Here is a 16,383-nt window from a genome sequence, read left to right on the forward strand (position 1 = left end):
CGGCAGGTCTTCACCAGCAACACTGCCCGCGCCGCTGCCCTTGCACCCTGGCTCGAGCACTACAACACTGAACGCCGCCACAGCGCCCTCGGAGGCAAGCCCCCAACCAGCCGACTGTCACCAACCTGATGGCCGGGTACAGCTAGCGCGGCCGCACGTCGACGCTCAGCCGGACGGACACGACGTCGCCCAGCGCGATCTCCTCGGCCGCGCGCAGCTTGTCCTTCAGCGGTACGACGTACCCGCCGTCCTTCGGCCACAGCGACGTCGTGATCGTCGTGTCCCCGACGGCCACCGTCACCGGGATCATGCCCCAGCCGTAGGACACCAGTGCCGCAGCCTCGGCGAGCTCCGCGCACTCGTCCTCCGGCACCGACACGAAGTGGTACGGCGCGGGCCCACGCCACTCCCAGACCACGCCCTCGAACTCCAGGATCATGTGCCTCAGGCTAGGAGGCTCAGGGCCGCCCGGTGGCCAGCGCGCGGACGTCGGGGCCGCACGCGTCCGCCTGCTCGACGAGCACGGTCAGCTCTGCGGCCGTCCAGGCCCGCGGCCGGTCGTCCAGGACCGAGAGCACCCCGACGACCAGGCCCTCGTCGTCGGTGATCTGCCAGCCGGCGTACGCGCGGATCCCCAGCTCGCCGATCAGCGGATGGGCGGCGACGCGCGTCTCGAGCCGGACGTCGTCGACGACGAGCTGCGCGCCGCCCTCGTGCACGTAGGTGCAGAACGACTCGAGCATCGGGATCTCCCGGGCGCGGTCCAGGTCCGGCGGCAGCCCGGCGGCTCCGACGAAGTAGTGCCGGCCGCCCTCGAAGGTCGAGACCAGCGCGATGCGGGTGTGCAGCAGGTCCCGCACGCGGTGGGCGACCTCGTCGAGGCGTCGGTGCTGGGGGGACGGCTCGGGGGTGGGCACGTCGGGGGCCTCCTCGTCGCGATCGGGGGGATGGAGCAACGGCTCAGTCGGTGAGGGCGTCCCTCGCCCGCCGGACCTCGGCACTCGCGGCGGCGGCGAGCTCGGCCACCCGCGCCGGGTCGGCACCGTCGCGGGCCACGGCCTCCAGCTCTCCGAACCGGTGGGCGACCCGCAGCGCGCCGAGGGCCGCGCTCGCCGAGCGCATGCTGTGCGCGATGTCGCCCGCGGCGTCGGCGTCCGAGGCGGACACGGCGGCGTCGAGCCGGGCCAGCTGCTGCCCGGAGTCCGCGACCCAGGCGTCGACGAGCCGCTGCCGGAAGGCGTCGGCACCGGCGCCGAGGTGCCCGACGAGCGTCTCGAGCACCGTGGGGTCGAGCACGGGCGGGAGCTCCTCCTCGCCCGCCTCCGGCGGCTCCGCCTCGTTCTCGGGCCGGGTCCGGACCCGCGCCAGCGCCGCCGCGAGCTCCTCGCTGCGGACCGGCTTGGAGAGGTGGTCGTCCATGCCCGAGGCGAAGGTGGCGTCGATGTCCTCGACGAGCGCGCCGGCGGTCATCGCGACGATGCGCGGCTGCCGCTCGGCGGGCAGCTCGGCCCGGATCCGCCGGGTCGCCTCGTGCCCGTCCATGACCGGCATGTGCACGTCCATGAGCACCAGGTCGTACGCCGCCGCGTGCACGGCCGCCAGGGCCTCCTCGCCGTTGGCGACGACGACCGGCCGCTGGCCGAGGCGCTCGAGCATCAGCGTCGCGACCTTCTGGTTCACGGTGTTGTCCTCGGCGAGCAGGATCCGCAGCGGCCCCACCGTCGCGGGTGTGGCCGCCTGCGTCTCGACGAGCTCGCGGGCACCGAGCAGCTGGGCGACCGTGTCCCGGAGGGCGGCCGCCTTGACCGGCTTGGTCAGGTGGGTCAGCCGGACCTCCTCGGCCTCCGGCAGCCGCTCGCCGAGCGAGGTCAGCAGGAGCAGGGGTACGTCGGCCCACGCGGGCAGGTCGCGCAGCCCACGGGCCAGTCCGAGGCCGTCGAGGAAGGGCATGTGCATGTCGAGCACGCCCAGGTCGAAGGGGTCGTCGCCTGTCCGTGCGGCCCGCAGCGCCTGCACGGGATCGGCGTGGTCCACGACCTCCATGCCCCATCCCTCGAGCTGCGCGCGGAGGATCTGCCGGTTGGTGTCGTTGTCGTCCACGACCAGGGCCCGCCGGCCGCGGAGCTCGGCGGGGGCCACGCGCGCGCGATCCTCCTCGCCGGTGGCTCGCGTCATCGGGACCACCAGGGTGAACGTGGAGCCGACCCCGTCCTCGCTCTCCACCAGCAGCCGGCCGCCCAGGGCCTCCGCGAGCCGCTGGCTGATCGCGAGGCCGAGCCCGGTGCCGCCGTACACGCGGGTCGTGCTGCTGTCGACCTGGCTGAACGATCGGAACAGCCGGTGCATCCGGTCCTCCGGGATGCCGATGCCGGTGTCGCGGACCGCGAACGCCAGGGTCGGCCGGTCGGGGTCGGTGCCGTCCTCGACCCGGACCCACACGAGGACCTCGCCCCGCTCGGTGAACTTCACGGCGTTGCTGAGCAGGTTGACCAGCACCTGACGGACCCGGGTCACGTCGCTCGCGACCACCGGCGGTACGTCGTCGTCGATCCGGCAGGCCAGGTCGAGGCCCTTCGCGCCGGCCTGGGCCGCGACCAGGTCGAGCGAGGTCTCGACGCACTCGCGCAGCGCGAAGGCGTGCTGCTCCAGTTCGAGCTCGCCGGACTCGATCTTCGAGAAGTCGAGGACGTCGTTGATGATCGTGAGCAGCGCGTCGCCGGAGGCCCGGACGGTCTCGGCGTAGTCGCGCTGCTGCTCGTCGAGGTCGCTGCTCAGCAGCAGCCCGCTCATCCCGATGACGGCGTTCATGGGGGTGCGGATCTCGTGGGACATGGTGGCCAGGAACGCCGACTTGGCGACGTTGGCCGCCTCGGCCTCCTGTCGCGCCGCCACCAGGTCGCTCTCCCGCTGAGCGAGGGCCTGGGCCATGTCGTCGAGACCCTCGCCGATCAGGCGCAGCTCGGCCGGGGCGGGACGGCGGGTGGTCGGGGTGAGGTCGCCGTCGCGGATCCGCCCGATCCCGTCGAGCAGCTCGTCGACCGGCTCCACGACCGCCGCGCGGAGTGCTCGGCGCTGGCGGCTGACGACGTACGCCGCCCCCGTCAGGAGCAGCACCTCCAGGACGAGGGCCAGCGCGAGCACCCGCGTCTGCATGGCCTGCTCGGTGGCGCGGAGGTCGTCCGCCGCGTCCTGGAGCTCCTCGTGGTTGCTCCGGTAGGTGTCGAACAGCTCCTGACCGCGCTCGATGAACGCGGTCTTCGCGGCACTGCCCGGCTGCGCGGCCAGGCCGTCCCCGACGGCCAGGGCCTCGTCGGCCCACTCCACGCTCCAGGCGTCGATCGCGGCCTGCTGCCGCTCCAGCAGGGAGGCGATGTCGTCCTCGTCGCCGATCAGCTCCGCCGCCTCGTCGAGCCGCTCGGCCGCGCTCACGCGGCCCTCCGTGTACGGCGTGAGGCCGGCCTCGTCGCCCGTGAGCAGGTAGCCGCGGAGACCGGTCTCCTGGTCGAGCATGGCGAGGTGCGCGAGCCGGATCGCCCGGGCGCCGTCGGAGGCCTGCTCGAGCGCGCGCTTCTGGACCACGCCGAGGTAGACCAGGACCGCGCCGTTGACGACGGCCACGAGGACGACGGCCAGCAGACCGGTGAGCGTGACGCGGCCGACCTGCCGCGAGAGGGACACGCTCGGATGCTCTCACGAGGCCGTCATCCGGCGCCGGGAGGTCTCGCGAGTCGGAAGCCCCAGAGCCGCACCCCCTAGGGTCGGCGCATGTGAGCGATGGGGGTCGACCTGCTCCCGGCGGAGCAGTCCGCCGACCGGCCGGTCGCGGAGGGGCGTGCCACGGTCTGGGTCGCGGGACCCCGCCAGCTGCGGGCTCGCTTCCTCGACGCCACCGGCACCCTGGTCGACCACGGCCTGGAGTCGGTCCTGGGCGCCGAGCAGCTCGGACCCCCGGAGCGGCGCCGGCTGCTGCTGATCAGCTCCCGGGAGGCCGACGTACACGGGTTCGTCGCGCGCCTGCCCGGCGAGGGCTGGCGCGAGGTGGCCTGGTCCCGGCCCGGGCACGCCACCGACGGCGGCTACTTCCTGGCCCTGGTCGACCACCCGGTCCCGACCTGAGTCCCGGGGGTCCCGGACCTTCGGCCCTGCCCGCCGCCCGTCCGGCGTACGACGCTCGGAGGGTGATCAACGAGATGAACCCCGGCAGCTTCAGCTTCGGCCCGCTCTGGTGGGCACTCTTCATCGCGATCGCGGCGTTCGCCGTGGTCGGCGTGATGATCCTGTTCCTGTGGCAGGCCAGCAAGGAGTCCGCACCCCGGGCCGCCCGCGAGGTCGAGAAGGCTCAGGCGGGGGACGACGAGGTGCTCGCGCCCGTCACCCCGCTGATCGCCCGCCCCACGCCCTGAGCGGCGACCTGCAGCGCCGCGACCAGCCGCGGGCGGTCGTTCTTGAGTGACGGGACGACCATCCCGAGGGCGGCGATGACGTCGGGTCCGCGCCGGATCGGCACCGCGACCGAGCAGGCGCCGAGGCTCATCTCCTCGACGGTCGTGGCGTACCCCTCGCGAGCAGCGCGGGCCAGCTGGCGGCGCAGGGTCCCCGGCTGGGTCACGGTGTACGGCGTGATCCGGGCCAGGCTGCCGAGGACCTGGGCCTGGACGTCGGGCGGTGCGTGCGCGAGCAGGATCTTGCCGACGCCCGTCGCGTGCATCGGGAGCCGACTGCCCACGGTGCTCACGACCGGCACCGAGGCGTGGCCGCGCAGCCGGTCCAGGTAGAGCACCTCCGTCCCGTCGCGCACCGCGAGGTGGACGGTGGCCAGGGTGGCGCCGTACAGGTCGTGCAGGAACGGCGAGGCGACCTCGACCAGGCCCGCGTTGACCGGCGCCAGCAGCCCGATGTCCCACAGCCGCCGGCCGACGACGTACCGGCCGTCGCCCGCCCGGGCGAGCGCGCCCCACGCCACCAGCTCGGCGACCAGCCGGTGCGCTGTCGGCAGCGGCAGCTCGGCCCGGACCGCCAGCTCGGTCAGCGTGAGCCGCCGGTGGTCCTCGTCGAACGCCCCGATCAGCGCGAGCGCCCGCCCGGTCACCGTGGTGCCGGGGCGGGAGACGTTGCCGGCCATGCCCCGATCCTCCCACCCCGAGCGTGTGCCGACCCGGCGCGAACTCGCGCCGGGTCGGCACTCAACTCACGCCGGCTCGGGGACGAGGGGTTCGGAGGAGACGTGGGCGGGGACGGTCGCGAGGGCGAGTACGGCGAGCAGGGCCGCGACCGCGAACGCGTAGAAGCCCCAGGGGTAGGCGATCCCCGCCGTGACGAGCGCGCCGCCGAGGGACGGGCCGACGATGGCGCCGACCCGGCCGATGCCCGCAGCGGCACCGAGCGCCGTGCCGCGGATCTCCGGCGGGTAGAGGTGCCCGACGAACGCGTAGACCAGCACCTGGGCGCTGAACACGAAGATGCCGGTGAGCAGTACGGCGGCGTACACGAGCAGCTCGTGCTCCAGCTTGATCGACAGCAGGACGAGGAAGACGGCCGCGAGGCCGAACCACAGGAGCACCGTCGGCTTGTTGCCGCGCGAGTCCGAGATGACGCCGGCCACGAGCAGGCCGATGACGGCGCCGACGTTGAGGACGAGCAGCAGGGTCGTGCCGGCGGTGATGGAGTAGCCCGCCTCGCCCATGATCTTGGGCAGCCAGGTGTTGAGGCCGTAGACGAGCAGCAGGCCCATGAACGACGCCACCCACAGGCCGAGGCTGATCCGCAGGTACCGGCCGCGGACGACCTCGGTGCTGCGCGGCGGCTTCTGGGCGGTACGGCGCAGGTAGGTCTCGGACTCGGGCAGCTTGGCCCACATGACCGGCAGGGTGAGCAGGCCGGCGACGCCGCCGATCACGAACATCGACTCCCAGCCGAACGCGTCGATCACCCACAGGGCCAGCAGCGCCGTGATGACCGCGCCGACGTGGTAGCCGGTCATCATCCGGGTCACCGCCGAGCCGCCACGGCCCGCCGGGGCATGCTCGCTCATGTACGCGAGCGCCGTGGGCAGGCAGGCGCCGAGGCCGAGGCCCGCGAGGAAGCGCAGCGCGGTGAACTGCGTCGTCGTCTGCGCGAAGGCGATCGCGATCGTCAGCACCGAGAAGAGGGCGATGCTGGAGATCAGGCTGAGCCGCCGCCCGAACCGGTCGGTCAGCGGGCCGATCGCCACGGCGCCGATGCCCACGCCGACCAGGCCGATCGTGGAGGCGGTGGTGAGTGAGGCGTCGGTGAAGCCGAGAGCACCGGTCACGGAGAGCGTGGGGATCACGGCGCCGAGGACGACGAGGTCGAAGCCGTCGAGCGCGACGGCGATCCAGCAGAGGGCCACGGGCCAGGAGAGGCGTTGCATAGGGACGACGGTCACATCCGCGTCGTGGTCTAGACGACACGATGCTTCCGCTGGTCGGAAGCCGAGTGAGACGGCGGCCACGGTCCCCGCCGTACGGTCCCCGGTGTGAGTACAGCTTCCTCAGACGCCGCGGCCTCCTCGCAGGCCGAGGTCAGCGACGAGATCGCGACCATCGCCGAGAAGTACGCCGCCGAGGGGCGGACCGAGGATCGGGTGCGGCTCGACTACCCGCCGTACCGCAGCAGCATCCTGCGGCACCCCACCAAGGACTTGCACCACGCCGACCCCGAGGGGATCGAGCTGTGGTCACCGGCCTTCGGGCACTCGGACGTCGACCCGCTCGAGGCCGACCTGACCATCCAGCACTCCGGCGAGCCGGTGGGCGAGCGGATGGTCGTCACCGGTCGGGTGCTCGACGGCGACGGCCGGCCGGTCCGGCACCAGCTGGTCGAGGTCTGGCAGGCCAACGCCGGCGGGCGCTACATCCACAAGCGCGACCAGCACCCGGCCGCCATCGACCCCAACTTCACCGGGGTCGGCCGCTGCCTGACCGACGGCGACGGGAACTACCGGTTCACCACCATCAAGCCCGGTCCCTACCCGTGGAAGAACCACCGCAACGCCTGGCGTCCGGCGCACATCCACTTCTCGGTCTTCGGCAGCGAGTTCACCCAGCGCCTGGTCACCCAGATGTACTTCCCGGGCGACCCGCTGTTCGCACTCGACCCGATCTACCAGGCGATCGTCGACCCCGCGGCGCGCGCGCGACTCGTGGCGTCGTACGACCACGACGTCACGCAGCCCGAGTGGTGCACCGGCTACCGCTGGGACATCGTCCTGACCGGCTCGCACCGCACCCCGATGGAGGAAGAGTGACCCCCACCCCCGGCCAGACCGTCGGCCCGTTCTTCGGCTACGCCCTGCCGTACGACGGCGACAGCGAGCTCGTCCCGCCGGGCAGCGCCCGGGCGATCCGCCTCTCCGGACGGGTCCTGGACGGGGCGGGTGCCCCGGTGCCGGACGCCCTGATCGAGCTCTGGCAGGCCGACGCCGACGGGGTCGTGCCGCGGGCGGAGGGCTCGCTGCACCGCGACGGCTTCACCTTCACCGGGTGGGGCCGGGCGTCGACCGACAACACCGGCCGCTACTCCTTCACCACCCTGGCGCCCGGCGCGACCGGGCCCGGCGCGGCGCCGTTCTTCGCCCTGACCGTCTTCGCCCGCGGGCTGCTGGACCGCCTGCAGACCCGTGCCTACCTGCCCGGCCCGGCCACGGCCGACGACCGGCTGCTCGCGTCGCTGCCGACCGGGCGACGCGACACGCTCGTGGCCCGCCCCGACGAGCACGGCTTCGTCTTCGACATCCGGCTCCAGGGCGAGGGGGAGACCGTCTTCCTGTCGCACGGGCGAGACTGAGACGCATGGGCGACCTCTTCTGGCCGGGCGACCACCGGGCCGGCGACCACTTCACGTCGGCGGCGTACCTCGAGGCGATGGTCGCGGTGGAGTCCCGGTGGGCCGGGGTCGACCTGGCCGGCCTCGTCGGTCCTGCCGACCTCGACCTGCTCGCCCGCGACGCCGAGGGCGGCGGCAACCCGGTCATCGGGCTGGTCCGGCTGCTGCGGGAGCGCGCGGGCGATCCCGCGCTGCACCGCGGCCTGACCAGCCAGGACGTCGTGGACTCGGCGCTGATGCTGCTGGCGTCGGCGGCCGTGACCGACCTGCTCGACGACCTCGACCGGGTCGTCGAGGGGCTCGCCGCCCTGGCGACCGCGCACCGCGACACCCCGGTGGTCGCCCGCACGCTGACCCAGCACGCCATCCCGACGACGTTCGGCTTCCGGGTCGCGCAATGGCTGACCGGCGTACTCGACGCGCGCGACGACGTACGACGACTGACGTTCCCGGCGCAGCTCGGCGGTGCCGCCGGGACCCGCGCGGGGATGGTCGAGCTCGGTCGCGACGTGCCGCTGACCCCGCTGCCGTGGCACACCACCCGTGCGCCCGTCACCCGGATCGGCGACGCGCTCGCCGGCTGCACCGACGCCTGCGGCCGGATCGCCAACGACGTCCTGACCCTGAGCCGCCCCGAGATCGGGGAGCTCGCCGAGGGCTCGGCCGGGGGTTCGTCGACCATGCCGAACAAGGCCAACCCCGTCGTGTCCGTGCTGGTACGGCGCGCCGCGCTGACCACGCCCCAGCTCGCCGCGACGCTGCACCTGGCCGCGGCGAGCCAGGTCGACGACCGCGCGGACGGCGGCTGGCACGCCGAGTGGGCGACGCTGCGCGACCTGGTACGCCGCACCCTGGTCGCGGTCTCCCAGACCGCGGACCTGGTCGGTGGGCTGGAGGTCCGGACCGACCGGATGGCCCGCACGCTCGCCGAGGCCGGCGACGACGTGCTCGCCGAGCAGCGCTCGCTGGCCGCGCAGGCCGGTCACGACCCCGCGCCGTCGTACCTCGGACAGGCGGGGGGCATCGTGGACGCCGTCGTCCGCCGCGCCACCCTCTCGCAGACCCAGGAGAACCGATGACCCCCGCGATCACCGCCGTCCGACTGAGCGGTGCGGCCCACCGCACCGAGCTTCCGCTGCTGGTGCTCGGCCCGTCGCTCGGCACCTCCGCGAGCACCCTGTGGACGGCCTGCGCCGCCGGGCTCACCGACGCCTTCGACGTCCTCGCCTGGGACCTGCCCGGCCACGGCCACAACACCTCCGTCCCGGACGAGCCGTTCACGATGGCCGACCTCGCCCGCGGCGTACTCACCGTGGTGAACGACGTGCTGGAGCAGCGCGGCGAGGCCGGCGGCCGATTCGCGTACGCCGGAGACTCGGTGGGCGGCGCCGTCGGGCTGCAGCTCCTGCTCGACGCTCCCGAGCGGGTGGAGGGCGCCGTACTGCTCTGCACCGGCGCGCAGATCGGCGACCCCGCGTCGTGGGCGGCCCGGATCGAGCAGGTCCGCGCCTCCGGCACGCCGGCGCTGGTGGCGGGCTCGGCGGAGCGGTGGTTCGGCCCCGGGTTCCTGGAGCGGGAGCCCGCCGCCGGGTCGGCGCTGCTGCACACGCTGCAGGACGCGGTCGACGACGGCTACGCGCTGGTCTGCCAGGCGCTCGCGGGCTTCGACGTACGCGACCGGCTGGGCGAGGTCACCGCGCCGGTGCTCGCCGTCGCGGGCGCGGTCGACGTGGCCACGCCGCCCGCGAAGCTGGCGGAGATCGCCGACGGCGTCCGCGACGGCCGCCTCGTCGTCCTCGACGACGTCGCCCACCTCGCGCCCGCCGAGGCGCCCGGGACGGTCGCCGCCCTGATCCGTCAGCACCTGCTGGGCGAGACGCCGCCGGCGGCGCCGAGCGCGCGGTACGACGCCGGCATGACCGTCCGCCGCGAGGTGCTCGGCGACGCGCACGTCGATCGCGCCACCGCCAACGCCACCGAGTTCACCCGCGACTTCCAGGACCTGATCACCGAGTACGCGTGGGGCGAGATCTGGACCCGCCCCGGCCTGGACCGCCGCAGCCGCTCGCTGATCACCCTCACCGCGATGGTCGCCCGCGGCCACCACGAGGAGTTCGCGATGCACGTCCGCGCCGCCCTGCGCAACGGGCTCACCGTCGAGGAGATCAAGGAGCTGCTGCTCCAGACGGCGATCTACTGCGGCGTCCCCGACGCCAACACCGCCTTCCGGATCGCCCAGGAGGTGCTCGCAGACGAGGGCCTCGCGTAGCGGTGGTTGAGGTGCGACGAGCGCTAGCGAGGAGCCTCGAAACCCGTCTTGTCGAGAGTCGGCCTCGATCGAGCTTGCTTGTCGTCTTGCTGGGTTTCGAGGCTCGCTTCGCTCGCACCTCAACCATCGTGTGTCGCTGGTTGAGGTGTGACGAGCGCTAGCGAGGAGCCTCGAAACCCGTCTTGTCGGGAGTCGGCGTCGATGGGGGCCGTTTGTCGTCTTGCTGGGTTTCGAGGCTCGGGCCTGGAGGCCCTCACACCTCAACCGGCGCGAGGGCTCGCTTCGCTCGCACCTCAACCGGCGTGTGTCGCTGGTTGAGGTGTGACGAGCGCTAGCGAGGAGCCTCGAAACCCGTCTTGTCGGGGGTCGGCGTCGATGGGGGCCGTTTGTCGTCTTGCTGGGTTTCGAGGCTCGGGCCTGGAGGCCCTCACACCTCAACCAGCGCGAGGGCTCGCTTCGCTCGCACCTCAACCAGCGCGAGGGCTCGCGCCTCAACCGGCGTCAGGCGTCGACGCCGAGGTCGGCGGCGACGATCGCGGCGTGGAGGGAGAGGCGGATGTCGGGGTCGTCGAGGCGCTCGCCGAGGACGGCCTCGGCGCGGGCCAGCCGGGCGTAGTACGACGGCCGCGAGAGGTGCAGGCTGGCCGCGGCCTGGGCCTTGCCGGCGGGGTGGAGCAGCAGCGCCCGGACGGCGGCGAGCAGCTCGGTGCCGTGCTCCTCGTCGTGGCGGCGCAGCGGGTCCAGCTCGCGGGCGACGAAGAGCCGCAGCCGGTCGTCGTCGGCGAGCAGGGCCAGCAGGCCGCGCAGGTGCACGTCCTCAAGCCGGTGCACGGCGCGAGAGCCGCCGCCCGCGGGGACCGCGTCGACGACCTGCCGCGACTCCCGCAGGGTCCGGTCGGCGGTGGCGAGGGACGGAGCGGGACGCCCGGCCCCGACGACGACCGCGTGCCGGCGCAGGACACCGGCCGCGAGCCGGTCGACCACCGGGTCCGACGCGGTCGGGGAGACGGCGAGCAGCGCCCGGACGTCGTGGTCCAGCTCGCAGATCAGCGCGGGCAGCCCCGCCTCGTGGGCGGCGTGTACGACGGCCGCCACCACCTCGCCCGCGGGCGAGCGGCGTCCGGCGTCGGGACGCGGCCGCACCGTGAGCCCGACGTACGACCGACCGCTCGTCGGGAGACCCGCCAGCTCGCACCGTCGTACGACGTCCGCCGCGCCCGGGTCGGTCTGCAGCGCGAGCAGCAGCTCGTGGTGGGTACGCCGCACGAGGTTGTCGCGGTCGCGGTCGTGCAGCCGGTGCAGGGCCAGCGCGGCCGCCCCGCGCTCGGCGATGGCCACCAGCCGCTGCGAGGGCGGTCGCGCGGACAGGACGACGAGCCGGCCCCAGCCGCGCTCGCGCGGCCCGAGGCGGGTGAGCAGCCAGCCCTGCCGCTCGTCCCACGTGGTCCGCCCGGTCAGCGGCACCCGCGCGGAGACGGCGGTCCAGCCGACGAGGAGGTCGTCGAGGTCCTCCGGTCCGGCGAGGTAGTCGACGACCTGGTGCTGCTCGCTCTCCAGGACGACGGCGGCGCCGGAGAGCCGCTGCACGGCGGCCAGGATCTCGCCGGGATCGGCCTCGGCGAGGCTGAGGGCGGTGAACGTCTCGTGCACCCGCTCGGCCTCGCGCAGCTCGGCCAGGTGCTCGTCGACGACCCGCTCCCCGACCGCCTGGGTGATCGACGCGAAGCGGGTCACCCGCCGCAGGCAGACCAGCGGCAGCCCGGCCGCGTCGCACGCGGCGACGAGCGCCGGCGGGACGACCGCCCAGCGCCGGCCCAGCTCCACCATCAGCCCCGCCGCGCCCACCTCGGCGAGGCTCGACGCGAAGGCGCCGAGTCCCGCCTCGGCCTCGGGCAGCGCGATCCCGGTGGTCAGCACCAGGTCGCCGCCGCGCAGCAGGGGAGCGATGTCGGGCAGCTCGGTCGCGTGCACCCAGCGCACCCGCCGGTCCAGCGCGTCCTCGCCCGCCACCACGACCGGGTCCGCGGCACGCAGCACCGGCATCGCGAGCACGTCGCGCAGGGTGACGTCGGTCATCGCGGCACGGCCTTACAGATCGTCGGGCAAGTACGACGAATCGTACGTTCCGTCAACCGCCCGAGCATCGCGACCGCAGCAGGATGGGGCCATGACCTCCTCGACCCCCGTCCTCGGGCACTGGGCCGGGGGAGCGCCGTACGCCGGCGGCTCCCCGCGGACCGCCGACGTCACCAATCCCGCCACCGGCCGCGTCAGCGGCCGGGTGTCGCTCGCCGACGAGAGCGACGCCGCGCACGTGATCGCCGCCGCCGCGGCTGCGGCGCCGGGCTGGCGCGACACCTCGCTCGCGCGGCGCACCCAGGTGCTGTTCGCGTTCCGCGAGCTGCTCAACTCCCGCAAGGGCGAGCTCGCCGAGCTGATCACCGCCGAGCACGGAAAGGTCCCCTCCGACGCCCTCGGCGAGATCGCGCGCGGCCAGGAGGTCGTGGAGTTCGCGTGCGGCATCTCCCACCTGCTCAAGGGCGGGCACAGCCCGAGCGCCTCGACCGGCGTCGACGTGCACTCGACCCGCGAGCCGCTCGGCGTGGTCGGCATCATCAGCCCGTTCAACTTCCCGGCGATGGTCCCGATGTGGTTCTTCCCCGTCGCCATCGCCGCGGGCAACACCGTCGTCCTCAAGCCCAGCGAGAAGGACCCCTCCGCCTCCCTGTGGCTGGCCGCGCTGTGGCAGGAGGCCGGCCTCCCCGACGGCGTCTTCAACGTGCTGCAGGGCGACAAGGTCGCCGTGGACGCGCTCCTGGACCACCCCGAGGTGAAGTCGATCAGCTTCGTCGGCTCCACCCCGATCGCCGAGTACGTCTACGAGCGGGCCAGCAGGCACGGCAAGCGCGTCCAGGCGCTCGGCGGCGCCAAGAACCACATGGTCGTCCTCCCCGACGCCGACCTCGACCTGGCCGCCGACGCCGCGGTCAACGCCGGCTACGGCAGCGCCGGCGAGCGCTGCATGGCCATCAGCGTGCTGGTCGCGGTCGAGCCGGTCGCCGACGAGCTCGTGGCCCGGATCGCCGACCGCACCCGCACCCTGGTCATCGGTGGCGACGACGCGGGCGGCGAGGGTGACATGGGGCCGCTGGTCACCCGGGAGCACCGCGACAAGGTGGCGTCGTACGTCGCCTCCGGCCAGGAGGCCGGCGCCAAGCTGGTGATCGACGGGCGTGAGGTGGCCGCCCGGGGCGAGGCGGACGGGTTCTGGCTCGGCCCGACCCTGTTCGACCACGTCAGGCCCGAGATGGAGATCTACACCGAGGAGATCTTCGGCCCGGTCCTCTCCGTCGTCCGGGTGGCGTCGTACGACGAGGCCGTGGCGCTCGTCAACGCCAACCCGTACGGCAACGGCACCGCGATCTTCACCAACGACGGCGGCGCCGCCCGGCGCTACCAGAGCGAGGTCGAGGTCGGGATGATCGGCGTGAACGTGCCGATCCCCGTCCCGGTCGCCTACTACTCCTTCGGCGGCTGGAAGCGCTCGCTCTTCGGCGACACGCACGCCCACGGCGCCGAGGGCGTGCACTTCTTCACCCGGGGGAAGGTCGTCACGACCCGCTGGATCGACCCCGCCAACCGGCCGGAGGGCGGCCTCGAGCTCGGGTTCCCGCGCAATGACTGAGTCGTACGGCGACCCCGCCCGCACCTCCGAGCTGGACCGCAGGCACGTCTTCCACTCCTGGTCCGCCCAGGCCGAGATCTCGCCGATGGTCGTCACCAAGGCCGACGGCTCCTGGGTCTGGGACGGCGACGGCAACCGCTACCTCGACTTCACCTCCCAGCTGGTCTTCACCAACCTGGGCCACCAGCACCCCCGGGTGGTGAAGGCGATCCAGGACCAGGCCGCGACGCTGTGCACCATCGCCCCGACGGCCGCCAACGACGCCCGCTCCGAGGCGGCCCGGCTGATCGCGAGCCACACCCCCGAGGGCCTCGACAAGGTCTTCTTCACCAACGGCGGCGCCGACGCGAACGAGCACGCGGTGCGGATGGCCCGGCTGCACACCGGCCGGCACAAGGTGCTGTCGCGCTACCGCAGCTACCACGGCGGCACCCACCTCGCCGTCAACCTGACCGGCGACCCGCGGCGCTGGCCCAGCGACCACGCGTCCGACGGCGTCGTGCACTTCTTCGGCCCGTTCCTCTACCGCTCCGCCTTCCACGCCACCACCGAGGCGGAGGAGTGCGAGCGGGCGCTGGCGCACCTCGAGCAGGTGATCGCGCTGGAGGGACCGTCGACGATCGCCGCGATCCTGCTGGAGTCGATCCCCGGGACGGCCGGGATCATGGTCCCGCCGCCGGGCTACCTCACCGGGGTCCGGGAGCTGTGCGACAGGTACGGCATCGTGCTGATCGCCGACGAGGTGATGGCCGGCTTCGGGCGCGCCGGTCGGTGGTTCGCCGTCGAGCTGGACGGGGTCGTCCCCGACCTGCTGACCTTCGCCAAGGGCGTGAACTCCGGCTACGTCCCCCTCGGCGGCGTCGCCATCAGCGAGGAGATCGCCGCGACCTTCGACCACCGGGTCTATCCCGGCGGGCTCACCTACTCCGGCCATCCGCTGGCCTGCGCGGCCGCTGTGGCCACCATCGAGACGATGGAGGACGAACGGGTCGTGGAGCACGCCGCCGCGCTCGGCGAGGAGGTCTTCGGTCCCGGGCTCGGCGAGCTCGCGGCACGCCACGACTGGATCGGCGAGGTCCGCGGCACGGGGGTGTTCTGGGCGCTCGACCTGGTCACCGACCAAGCCACCCGGGAGCCGCTGGCGCCGTACGGCGGGAGCAGTCCCGCGATGGCGGCCGTGCTCGCGGAGTGCCGTGCGGAGGGGCTGCTGCCGTTCGCCAACTACCACCGGATCCACGTCGTCCCGCCCCTCACGATCTCCGCCGCGGACGCCCGCGCGGGGATGGAGATGCTCGATCGTGCTCTGACTCGGGCGGCCGCCGCCGTATCGTGACCGCGTGAACTCCGGCAGTGCTCCCGGGAGCCCCGCGTACCTGGCCGCCCAGCGAGCCGGGCTGCTCCGCTTCGCCGCGGACTCGTGGGACGAGCAGGGCTTCGGCTGGCTGGAGACCAACGGCATGCTCGACGAGCGCCGACCGGTCGAGCTCTGGATCACCGCCCGGATGACGCACGTGTTCAGCCTCGGCGTGCTCGCCGACGAGACGACGGTGGCGGGCGGGCCGGGCAGGGAGGAGCTCGAGGAGCTGGCCGAGCACGGGGTGAAGTGCCTGCTCACGCACCTGTTCGACGACCGGCACCAGGGCTGGTTCTCCTCGGTCGGGCGCACCGGTCCCCGCGACACCACCAAGCAGTCCTACGGGCACGCGTTCGTGCTGCTGGCGGCCTGCTCGGCGCTGCTCGCCGAGGTGCCGGGGGCCGACGAGCTGATGGCGCGGGCGCTAACCGCCCAGGAGCTGCACTTCTGGGACGACGACGAGGGTCTGGTCCCCGAGCTGTGGGACCGGAGCTGGACCCGTCTCGACCCCTACCGCGGCCTGAACGCGAACATGCACACCGTCGAGGCCTACCTCGCCGCCGCCGACGTCACCTCCGCGGAGCCCCGCGACTCGATCTGGTTCCGGCGGGCCGGCCGGATCGCGAGCCGGGTCCTGAACTGGGCCGAGGACAACGACTGGCGGATCCCCGAGCACTACGACGAGCACTGGAACCCGCTGCTCGACCTGCACCGCGAGGAGCCGACGCACCCCTTCCGGCCGTACGGCGCGACCGTCGGCCACGGCCTCGAATGGGCCCGGCTGGTGCTGCCGTTCGGGCTGAACCAGGCCGCGACCGCCCTCGCCGAGCGGGCGATCTCCGACGGCTGGGCCGCCGACGGCGCCGACGGCTTCATCTACACCACCGACTGGTCGGGCCGGCCCGTCGCGCGCACCCGGATGCACTGGGTCGTCGCCGAGGCGATCAACACCGCCCAGGCGCTGCACCACGCGACCGGCGAGCAGCGCTGGGCCGACGCGGCCGCGACCTGGTGGCGCTACGTCGACCGCTACCTGGTCGACCGGCAGTACGGCTCGTGGCACCACGAGCTCGACACGCGCAACCGCCCCGCCCAGGCGATCTGGCCGGGCAAGCCGGACGTCTACCACGCGTACCAGGCGGCACTGCTCCCCGCGCTCCAGCCCGGCTGCTCGTTCGCCGGTGCCGTGCGCGGTGGGCTGTCCACATGACGGCCAGTCCCGGGGTTGGG

General features: G+C 73.7%; 16 protein-coding genes and 1 pseudogene. 11 read left to right on the forward strand and 6 right to left on the reverse strand.

Annotated elements, in window-relative coordinates; translation table 11 throughout:
- The coding region (locus VMF51_RS19800; protein WP_325476236.1) for an integrase core domain-containing protein at positions 1–129 on the forward strand (129 nt) is incomplete at its 5' end.
- 13 nt (positions 130–142) lie between these two features.
- Here VMF51_RS19800 and VMF51_RS19805 read toward each other — a convergent pair.
- Genes VMF51_RS19805 through VMF51_RS19815 form a run of 3 tightly spaced genes read right to left on the reverse strand, consistent with a single transcriptional unit; the run spans position 143 to position 3,678 of the window.
- Positions 143–439, reverse strand: coding sequence for a DUF1905 domain-containing protein (locus VMF51_RS19805; RefSeq protein WP_325476187.1), 297 nt, complete (start codon positions 437–439; stop codon positions 143–145).
- Positions 440–458: 19 nt separating this feature from the next.
- Positions 459–917: a GAF domain-containing protein gene (locus tag VMF51_RS19810; RefSeq protein WP_325476188.1), complete on the reverse strand. Its 459-nt coding sequence runs from the start codon at positions 915–917 to the stop codon at positions 459–461.
- Between the two features lie 43 nt (positions 918–960).
- Complete coding sequence (locus tag VMF51_RS19815; RefSeq protein WP_325476189.1) at positions 961–3,678, reverse strand: response regulator; 2,718 nt, start codon at positions 3,676–3,678, stop codon at positions 961–963.
- Between the two features lie 96 nt (positions 3,679–3,774).
- On the opposite strand from VMF51_RS19815, the gene VMF51_RS19820 reads away from it, so the two are divergent.
- The gene (locus tag VMF51_RS19820; protein WP_325476190.1) at positions 3,775–4,116 is read left to right on the forward strand and encodes a hypothetical protein; all 342 of its coding nucleotides are present in this window, start codon (positions 3,775–3,777) and stop codon (positions 4,114–4,116) included.
- Positions 4,117–4,178: 62 nt separating this feature from the next.
- Entirely contained in the window at positions 4,179–4,403 is a 225-nt protein-coding gene (locus tag VMF51_RS19825; protein WP_325476191.1) for a hypothetical protein, read from the forward strand.
- Here VMF51_RS19825 and VMF51_RS19830 read toward each other — a convergent pair.
- Both VMF51_RS19830 and VMF51_RS19835 read right to left on the reverse strand, forming a co-directional pair.
- Positions 4,340–5,122 (reverse strand): IclR family transcriptional regulator, encoded by a 783-nt coding sequence (locus tag VMF51_RS19830; protein ID WP_325476192.1) that lies wholly within the window; start codon positions 5,120–5,122, stop codon positions 4,340–4,342. The two genes, VMF51_RS19825 and VMF51_RS19830, sit on opposite strands and share 64 nt — an antisense overlap.
- Before the next feature lie 66 nt (positions 5,123–5,188).
- Positions 5,189–6,391 carry an aromatic acid/H+ symport family MFS transporter gene (locus VMF51_RS19835; RefSeq protein ID WP_325476193.1) on the reverse strand — a complete coding sequence of 401 codons (1,203 nt, stop codon included), beginning with the start codon at positions 6,389–6,391 and terminating at the stop codon, positions 5,189–5,191.
- 105 nt (positions 6,392–6,496) lie between these two features.
- On the opposite strand from VMF51_RS19835, the gene pcaH reads away from it, so the two are divergent.
- The 5 genes and pseudogenes from pcaH (at position 6,497) to pcaC (ending at position 10,114) form a co-directional block, all read left to right on the forward strand.
- Positions 6,497–7,267 carry a protocatechuate 3,4-dioxygenase subunit beta gene (gene pcaH, locus VMF51_RS19840; RefSeq protein WP_325476194.1) on the forward strand — a complete coding sequence of 257 codons (771 nt, stop codon included), beginning with the start codon at positions 6,497–6,499 and terminating at the stop codon, positions 7,265–7,267.
- Positions 7,264–7,806 (forward strand): protocatechuate 3,4-dioxygenase subunit alpha, encoded by a 543-nt coding sequence (gene pcaG, locus VMF51_RS19845; RefSeq protein ID WP_325476195.1) that lies wholly within the window; start codon positions 7,264–7,266, stop codon positions 7,804–7,806. The genes pcaH and pcaG overlap by 4 nt, the downstream gene beginning before the upstream one ends.
- Before the next feature lie 5 nt (positions 7,807–7,811).
- Positions 7,812–8,924, forward strand: coding sequence for a lyase family protein (locus VMF51_RS19850; RefSeq protein ID WP_325476196.1), 1,113 nt, complete (start codon positions 7,812–7,814; stop codon positions 8,922–8,924).
- Positions 8,921–9,649 (forward strand): annotated as a pseudogene (locus VMF51_RS25910) (alpha/beta fold hydrolase); the annotation flags it as partial. The gene VMF51_RS19850 and the pseudogene VMF51_RS25910, both read left to right, overlap by 4 nt.
- A 63-nt stretch (positions 9,650–9,712) precedes the next feature.
- A complete protein-coding gene (pcaC, locus tag VMF51_RS25915; protein ID WP_414689488.1) occupies positions 9,713–10,114 on the forward strand; it encodes a 4-carboxymuconolactone decarboxylase in 402 nt (133 codons plus the stop codon).
- Positions 10,115–10,615: 501 nt separating this feature from the next.
- On the opposite strand, the gene VMF51_RS19860 is transcribed toward pcaC, so the two are convergent.
- Entirely contained in the window at positions 10,616–12,190 is a 1,575-nt protein-coding gene (locus VMF51_RS19860; protein ID WP_325476198.1) for a PucR family transcriptional regulator, read from the reverse strand.
- Between the two features lie 91 nt (positions 12,191–12,281).
- Between VMF51_RS19860 and VMF51_RS19865 the strand changes: the two genes are divergently transcribed.
- From VMF51_RS19865 to VMF51_RS19875, 3 genes are read left to right on the forward strand one after another with little or no spacing between them, the layout of a single operon-like run.
- On the forward strand, positions 12,282–13,799 hold the full coding sequence (locus VMF51_RS19865; protein ID WP_325476199.1) for a CoA-acylating methylmalonate-semialdehyde dehydrogenase: 1,518 nt from the start codon (positions 12,282–12,284) through the stop codon (positions 13,797–13,799).
- The gene (locus VMF51_RS19870) at positions 13,792–15,132 is read left to right on the forward strand and encodes an aspartate aminotransferase family protein (RefSeq protein WP_325476200.1); all 1,341 of its coding nucleotides are present in this window, start codon (positions 13,792–13,794) and stop codon (positions 15,130–15,132) included. The genes VMF51_RS19865 and VMF51_RS19870 overlap by 8 nt, the downstream gene beginning before the upstream one ends.
- 4 nt (positions 15,133–15,136) lie before the next feature.
- The gene (locus VMF51_RS19875) at positions 15,137–16,363 is read left to right on the forward strand and encodes an AGE family epimerase/isomerase (protein ID WP_325476201.1); all 1,227 of its coding nucleotides are present in this window, start codon (positions 15,137–15,139) and stop codon (positions 16,361–16,363) included.
- Positions 16,364–16,383: the final 20 nt, after the last annotated feature.

The organism is Nocardioides sp. (genome assembly GCF_035503875.1).
Classification (GTDB): Bacteria; Actinomycetota; Actinomycetes; order Propionibacteriales; family Nocardioidaceae; genus Nocardioides.

Excerpts from the sequence above, each read along its gene's own strand:
- VMF51_RS19820 (WP_325476190.1), top strand. The coding sequence starts at position 3,775 with ATGGGGGTCGACCTGCTCCCGGCGGAGCAGTCCGCCGACCGGCCGGTC.
- VMF51_RS19860 (WP_325476198.1), bottom strand. The coding sequence starts at position 12,190 with ATGACCGACGTCACCCTGCGCGACGTGCTCGCGATGCCGGTGCTGCGT.
- VMF51_RS19865 (WP_325476199.1), top strand. The coding sequence starts at position 12,282 with ATGACCTCCTCGACCCCCGTCCTCGGGCACTGGGCCGGGGGAGCGCCG.
- VMF51_RS19830 (WP_325476192.1), bottom strand. The coding sequence starts at position 5,122 with ATGGCCGGCAACGTCTCCCGCCCCGGCACCACGGTGACCGGGCGGGCG.
- VMF51_RS19805 (WP_325476187.1), bottom strand. The coding sequence starts at position 439 with ATGATCCTGGAGTTCGAGGGCGTGGTCTGGGAGTGGCGTGGGCCCGCG.
- VMF51_RS19850 (WP_325476196.1), top strand. The coding sequence starts at position 7,812 with ATGGGCGACCTCTTCTGGCCGGGCGACCACCGGGCCGGCGACCACTTC.
- VMF51_RS19835 (WP_325476193.1), bottom strand. The coding sequence starts at position 6,391 with ATGCAACGCCTCTCCTGGCCCGTGGCCCTCTGCTGGATCGCCGTCGCG.
- VMF51_RS19870 (WP_325476200.1), top strand. The coding sequence starts at position 13,792 with ATGACTGAGTCGTACGGCGACCCCGCCCGCACCTCCGAGCTGGACCGC.